The organism is Acinetobacter sp. 161(2023) (assembly GCF_037027805.1).
GTDB lineage: Bacteria > Pseudomonadota > Gammaproteobacteria > Pseudomonadales > Moraxellaceae > Acinetobacter.
Map to the genome: position 1 here is coordinate 232,787 of NZ_JAZEYD010000005.1, position 6,083 is coordinate 238,869.

7 protein-coding genes, 1 tRNA gene and 1 pseudogene are annotated in these 6,083 nt (G+C 39.1%); 5 read left to right on the forward strand and 4 right to left on the reverse strand.

What is annotated here, in order from left to right:
- Positions 1-42: 42 nt before the first annotated feature.
- The gene (locus WA249_RS06790; RefSeq protein ID WP_336167286.1) at positions 43-1,920 is read right to left on the reverse strand and encodes a potassium transporter Kup; all 1,878 of its coding nucleotides are present in this window, start codon (positions 1,918-1,920) and stop codon (positions 43-45) included.
- A 117-nt stretch (positions 1,921-2,037) separates the two neighbouring features.
- Between WA249_RS06790 and WA249_RS06795 the strand changes: the two genes are divergently transcribed.
- The 5 genes from WA249_RS06795 to WA249_RS06815 all read left to right on the forward strand — a co-directional run bounded on the left by WA249_RS06795 (position 2,038) and on the right by WA249_RS06815 (position 4,776).
- Positions 2,038-2,127, forward strand: a tRNA-Ser gene (locus WA249_RS06795).
- 135 nt (positions 2,128-2,262) lie between these two features.
- Positions 2,263-3,075 carry a helix-turn-helix transcriptional regulator gene (locus tag WA249_RS06800; RefSeq protein ID WP_336167288.1) on the forward strand — a complete coding sequence of 271 codons (813 nt, stop codon included), beginning with the start codon at positions 2,263-2,265 and terminating at the stop codon, positions 3,073-3,075.
- 90 nt (positions 3,076-3,165) lie between these two features.
- A complete protein-coding gene (gene elbB / locus WA249_RS06805; protein ID WP_336167290.1) occupies positions 3,166-3,828 on the forward strand; it encodes an isoprenoid biosynthesis glyoxalase ElbB in 663 nt (220 codons plus the stop codon).
- 193 nt (positions 3,829-4,021) lie between these two features.
- Positions 4,022-4,156, forward strand: a complete 135-nt coding sequence (locus WA249_RS06810) for a hypothetical protein (protein WP_336167292.1) — start codon at positions 4,022-4,024, stop codon at positions 4,154-4,156.
- Between the two features lie 314 nt (positions 4,157-4,470).
- Positions 4,471-4,776, forward strand: a complete 306-nt coding sequence (locus tag WA249_RS06815; RefSeq protein ID WP_336167294.1) for a cupin domain-containing protein — start codon at positions 4,471-4,473, stop codon at positions 4,774-4,776.
- Positions 4,777-5,037: 261 nt separating this feature from the next.
- Here the strand turns inward: WA249_RS06815 and WA249_RS06820 are convergent, their stop codons facing one another.
- The 3 genes and pseudogenes from WA249_RS06820 to WA249_RS06830 all read right to left on the reverse strand — a co-directional run.
- Positions 5,038-5,379, reverse strand: a complete 342-nt coding sequence (locus WA249_RS06820) for a DHCW motif cupin fold protein (RefSeq protein WP_151828041.1) — start codon at positions 5,377-5,379, stop codon at positions 5,038-5,040.
- 78 nt (positions 5,380-5,457) lie between these two features.
- Positions 5,458-5,916, reverse strand: a complete 459-nt coding sequence (locus WA249_RS06825) for a hypothetical protein (protein ID WP_336167298.1) — start codon at positions 5,914-5,916, stop codon at positions 5,458-5,460.
- Positions 5,910-6,083 (reverse strand): annotated as a pseudogene (locus WA249_RS06830) (AbaSI family restriction endonuclease); the annotation flags it as partial. The pseudogene WA249_RS06830 and the gene WA249_RS06825, both read right to left, overlap by 7 nt.

Consider the following 6,083-nt stretch of genomic DNA (forward strand, 5'->3'; position numbering starts at 1 on the left):
AAAACCAAGACAGCTGTCTTGGTTTTTTTATGCATCAAATTTTTATATTTCGATTTGACTGCCTAACTCAACCACACGGTTGGTTGGAATTTGGTAGAAGTCACTCACTGGACTCGTATTACGCTGCATAGAGATAAACAGCTTTTCTCTCCACGGCGACATACCATCACCCACCGAGTGAACAATACGATCTCGCGAAATAAAGAAGCTGATATGCATTAAGTCATATTCTAGACCTAACTGTTCATAGGCCTGCATGAGTGCTTTAGGTACATTCATTTCATCTTTAAAACCGTAGAAAATTTTAATACGGTAGAAATGTTCAGCTAACGCTTCTGTCGAAATACGCTCTTCTGCTGCAACAAACGGTACATCTTCAATGACTACAGTCACTAAGATATTACGCTGATGCAGCACTTTATTGTGCTTAATGTTATGCAGCATGGCATGTGGTACAACGTTTGGTGTCCCTGTCATAAAGACAGCATCACCCGGTACCCAGTGCACGCTATTGCCAATACTTTTCACAAACAAGTCTAAAGATAACGTGTCATGTTCAAGTTTGGCAAAAGTGAGCTCACGACCACGTTTCCATGTCATTAAGATGGTGACTGCAATTCCACCAATGAGTAATGGAACCCAACCACCCGATAACACTTTAAGTGAAGTCGCTGCAACTAAAACCGATTCCAAAATGAAGAACGGAATAATGAGTAGCACCACTTTTGGCATGCTCCACTTCCAAGCCGAATAGATGAACACAGCAACCAAAATCGTGTCACACAGCATCGTCAAGGTTACAGCGAGACCATACGCACTTGCCAAGTTTGAGCTGGTTTTGAAAATCAAAATTAAGATAATAATTGCGATTAAAAGCAACCAGTTTAAGAAGGGAACATAAATCTGGCCTTCTTCTGACTCAGAGGTATGTTTAATACTTAAGCGAGGTAAATAGCCCAGTTGAATCGCTTGACGTGCAAGTGAAAACACACCAGAAATTACGGCTTGAGAGGCAATGACGGTTGCCATGGTCGCCATAATAATCATTGGGTAAAGTGCCCACTGCGGCACCAATAAATAGAACGGGTTTTGAATCGCCGCTGGGTCTCTGAGCAACAATGCACCCTGCCCTGCGTAGTTTAAAACCAAGCACGGCAACACCACAAAGAACCATGCGAGACGAATCGGAACTGGTCCGAAATGCCCCATATCGGCATAAAGCGCTTCACCACCGGTCACTGTTAAAACAACAGCACCCATCACGAAAAAGGTCATTACTGGCTGGTGATAGATAAACTGAATCGCCCAATGCGGACTAAACATGCCTAACACCACAGGGGTTTGAATGACACTGTGAAGACCTAATATTCCTAACGATAAGAACCACACCATGGTAATCGGGCCAAAAAACTTACCAACAAAAGCCGTACCGTGTTTTTGTACCAAAAACAACGCGATGATGATGGTAATCGCAATTGGCATGATGAATGGGTCAAACACATTGGTTGCAATAGACAAGCCTTCGACTGCCGAGAGTACCGAAATGGCTGGGGTAATAATACCGTCACCAAAAAACAGCGATGCACCAATAAAGCCAATAGCAATCATGTAGATTTTCTTATTATCGGCAATTTTAGCTTTACGTAAGTTCAATGCGAGTAAGGCCATGATTCCGCCTTCGCCATTGTTGTCTGCACGCATAACGATGGCGACATACTTGATGCTGATGATCAGCATTAAGCACCAAAAAATAATGGATAAAATTCCTAATACGTTTTCAGGCTGAATTCCCAACCCATGCGCTGCATGGAAGGACTCTTTTAAGGCGTAGAGTGGACTTGTTCCAATATCTCCAAAGACCACCCCAAGAGCTGCCAAAGCCGTGGCAGGCAAGGTCGCTTTTTTGGCCGTATTTTGCATTGTGTAATTAAACCAATAGATTTTTAGCGCAATCTTATCACCTCTATTATTTTTTTTCTGTAAAGCTCATCTTAAATCTTGGCAGAACAAGATTTTTTAGTTACTATCGCACGCCTTGGTGAGGTGTCCGAGTGGCTTAAGGAGCACGCCTGGAAAGTGTGTATACGTTTGCGCGTATCGAGGGTTCGAATCCCTCTCTCACCGCCAGAATTGAAATTTAAAGAGGCTTAAACCTAATCGGTTTAGGCTTTTTTATTGGCTAAAATATTAAAAATAGTCAAAAAAATTGATAATTTTTTACATCTGACACAAAACTTAAATTTAAGTAAGTAATTAAATTCAATGAAGAATCTTATTTCTTTAGCTAAAAAAAGCCTTCTCGATCATCACAACTTAAACCTGCCTTTTGCGGTCTATTCAGCTTACCAAGAGCAAAAAATCACAAACGTTCCGATTTCTAAACCCTTACTCATTATTGTGTTAAGTGGATACAAAGAACTTGGAAAAACTGAAAATATTAAGTGTGATGCTGGCTCGTTTATTTTTTTAGCGAACAGCTCCAGCATTGATATGCGCAACATTCCAAATCAAGAAGAATATTTTTCGCTCCTCATCGAATTTGATTTTGATGACTTTAAAGACCTCCCAAATCCGTCAGGAATTCCTAAAAAATTTGTACAAGGCCAACTCACCACCTTACTAGAAAATGCACTTTCTCAATTTATAGATTTTTCTCTCATTGCCCCGCCTTCTGTTTTTAAATTTAGAAGAAGAGAACTTTTAGAACTTATTTATCATTCTGGTTACACTGACATCTCTAGCCTAAACATGGCTACAAGCTTGAGCCAAAAAGTTCAGGCTTTTATTTCCGATCATTTATCTACGGAACTCACAGCTGAATTTATCGCAGCTCAACTTTTTATGAGTTCATCGACGCTAAGAAGAAAGCTAAAAAGTGAGGGAAATAGCATTCAGGACATTCGTAATAGAGTACGACTAGGCCTTGGGCTGCATCTTATTCAAACCACCAACGCCAGTATTGGAAATATTGCTTTTGAGTGTGGCTATCAATCTCAATCTCGATTTACTGAACAATTTAAAAATTTGTTTGGGATTACCCCACGTGAACTACGCAAAACCAAAATGCGTACTTAAGGCGAATTTATGGCAAATCTGCGTATAAAAAATTTTTAGAAGAAAACTTAAGATCTTTTGGACATTTACAAAAGACACTTAAGAAAGCAAATGAAAAAAGTAGCAGTCATTCTATCGGGTTGTGGTTATTTGGATGGTTCTGAAATTAGAGAATCTGTTTTAACACTATTGGCTTTAGACACAGCCAATATTGAATATCAAATTTTTGCACCTGATGAACCTTTGTTTCATGTCATCGACCATGTGAATGGCGAAATAAACATGACTGAGCGGAGAAATATTTTACAAGAAGCAGGACGAATTGCCCGAGGTAAAATTTCCTCAATCGATCAACTTAATGAAAATGAATTTGATGGCCTTCTTCTTCCGGGTGGATTTGGAGTCGCAAAAAATTTATCAACTTTTGCCTTTAAAGGAGCAGAGGCAAGAGTACATTCTACAGTTGCCTCAATCTTAAAAGCGTTTCATCAAAGTAAAAAACCGATCGGGGCAATATGCATATCCCCTGCATTACTAGCACTTACTTTTGGAGATTTACACCCAAATATCACTTTGGGTTCTGACCTTAACACTGCTAAAGAAATTGAAAAAACTGGTGCGATTCATCATATTTGCCAGACCTCAAGCTGCGTGGTCGATAAACAAAACTTATTTGTTACCACGCCTGCCTATATGGATGACCAAGCTGGTTTAAAGGATGTCTTTTTAGGAATTAAAAGTTTAGTTAATGCCATGACAACTTTGACAAATTAAGGTATTTGATTAGGGATAGAAATTGCTATCCCTTTATTTGGTTGCGTTCTTTAATAGATCCTAGGCAATACCTACTAGTGATGGGCCTTTACAGTGACAGAGAAAACTAACTGAACACTTTCCCCTTTCAATTCTAAAGACTATTGGTCTTTGTTTTATTAATGTTAAGGATGATAAGGTTACATTTTACGATATGGGTAACTACTACGAGATCTGGCAGAAAGATCGTAATTCGGGGCGCCCACTGACAGTAGAACGTAATTTCTTACGATTCGCAGCCGGAGCCAATCCAGCGAAGTGGAATATTCAGGATGGAACTTGGGACTAATGTAATCTGAACATCTGATACAACTCACACTCTTAATATGTATTAGCTCAGATTTGACCTGACACAGCTATGGCACAGATCTAAACCTAATCTGACAGGCAGCTCCGTGCCATAAGCGGACGCAATTACCCTCATCGGCTCTGCGATAATTATGATTCTGGAAGAACAGAATGCATCCTCTGCCACATCAGAATTAATCGCGTATTGATAAAATAGATAGCTTTTTTTCGAAATGTTTTTCCATATTTGTTATATGGCGAAAGGGAATTTATATGTCATAAATGCACTACAGGAATATTAAAGGAAATGATCTTATGTCACTTTATGACCTTAGGATCGAAGCGCAGGCGTTACCGCAGGCTTGGCACTCTCAAGTATTAGGCCACATAGGGGACGCAAATCTCAAAGTTCTGCGAATGGATGAACGCTCAATAATTGAAGAGGTACATGAGTATGACGAGGGGTTACTGGTCATTGACGGATGTCTGGAACTGCGTGTTGGAGGTAAAAAAATTTCTGTAACCTCTGGTCAGCTTTATGTAGCCAAAGCCGGAGTTCCTCATACCGTGGAAATTGGCAGCTTTGGCACACTGGTAATCATCGACTTACCAGAAACATAAACTGTTTTTTGCCCTCCGAAGCGCATACCCTGAATCAATTCAAAGTGTAGTTAGCAGGGGGAGAATGACTATATTTTGCTCAAAGCAGACTGTCAGATTCGATTGTGTGCTGCCAGTGAAAACCGTCAGATCAAGTCTGAGCTAATACACTTAATACGACCCGGTGACATTAGTCTCACCGGGTTTTACTAGATAATTGAGCCCCTATCACAATATATTTAAGCCTTTATCCCTTTATTTGATTGCGTTCTTTGTATAAATCTAATCAACGATAAGTAACTTCGCACCATTCAGGCTAAAAGACTGATGTGGTTCTGAATTATCCCCTACCTGATAACTCATTCCCGAAGTTAAAGTAAATGTTCGGCCGTCTTTCAATCTACTTTCTAGTTCCCCTTCTAGGCAAAATAATATATGCCCTTTTTCACACCAATGGTCTGCTAAGTAATTTGCTGAGTACTCTACAAGTCTTACTCTAATTTTATTTGCTTCTTCACCAAAAAATTGAGTTTTCCAATAAGCTTTTCCAGTTTCACCGCTATATTCAGTGACTTCAATTTCTTCCCAGTTTGTAATTTGAAATGGAAAAGGCGCGATATTCATAGTTTTTCCAAAGACGTTTATTGTATTTTCAACTTATAGAAAAATTTGATTTTTGCAAACGATTTAAAAATCTATTTCTTAAGGTCCACTGCCCAACTCAGTAACGAGCCAATTAGATTTCGGATCCTTTTGTACAACAGTTACAAACACAATATAGGTTCCAGCAGGATTACCAGCAATATCTGCATGTACGGTTTTTATCTTTATGGCGAGTGAAATCATTTTATAAAATTGTTGATAGTAATCAGGTCTATTTTTGGGTGAGTCATAACAAACTTTTATGACTTCTAGAACTTTTGAGTCTTTATAGTACTGAGCTGTTTCAGCACTTCGAATGTTTAATTTTTCACCTAACCAAACATATTTATACGCTGTGGCTGAGTCTCCATTAGAAAGTGAATTAAAAAATGAAATAACAGTTTGTTTAGCCTGTTCTTTTTCAACGTTAGCCTTTTTCTCGTATGCCTCAAGGGCTGCAAATAAACATAGTCCAGCAAGAACCAGTCCGATAGTTATAAAGATTCTAGACTTTAGCATTTTGCTTCCTTTGGAGAATACGTTTCCACTTCACATGCTACCCGTTTCCATACCGCCCCATCCTTTAAATCCGCTTTTTGAAATTCATATAACCCCATAAAACGGTACATAGCTCGACTATTCAAATTATCTTTAACTCTTGCAAAGACAATTCTTTTCTGTGGACC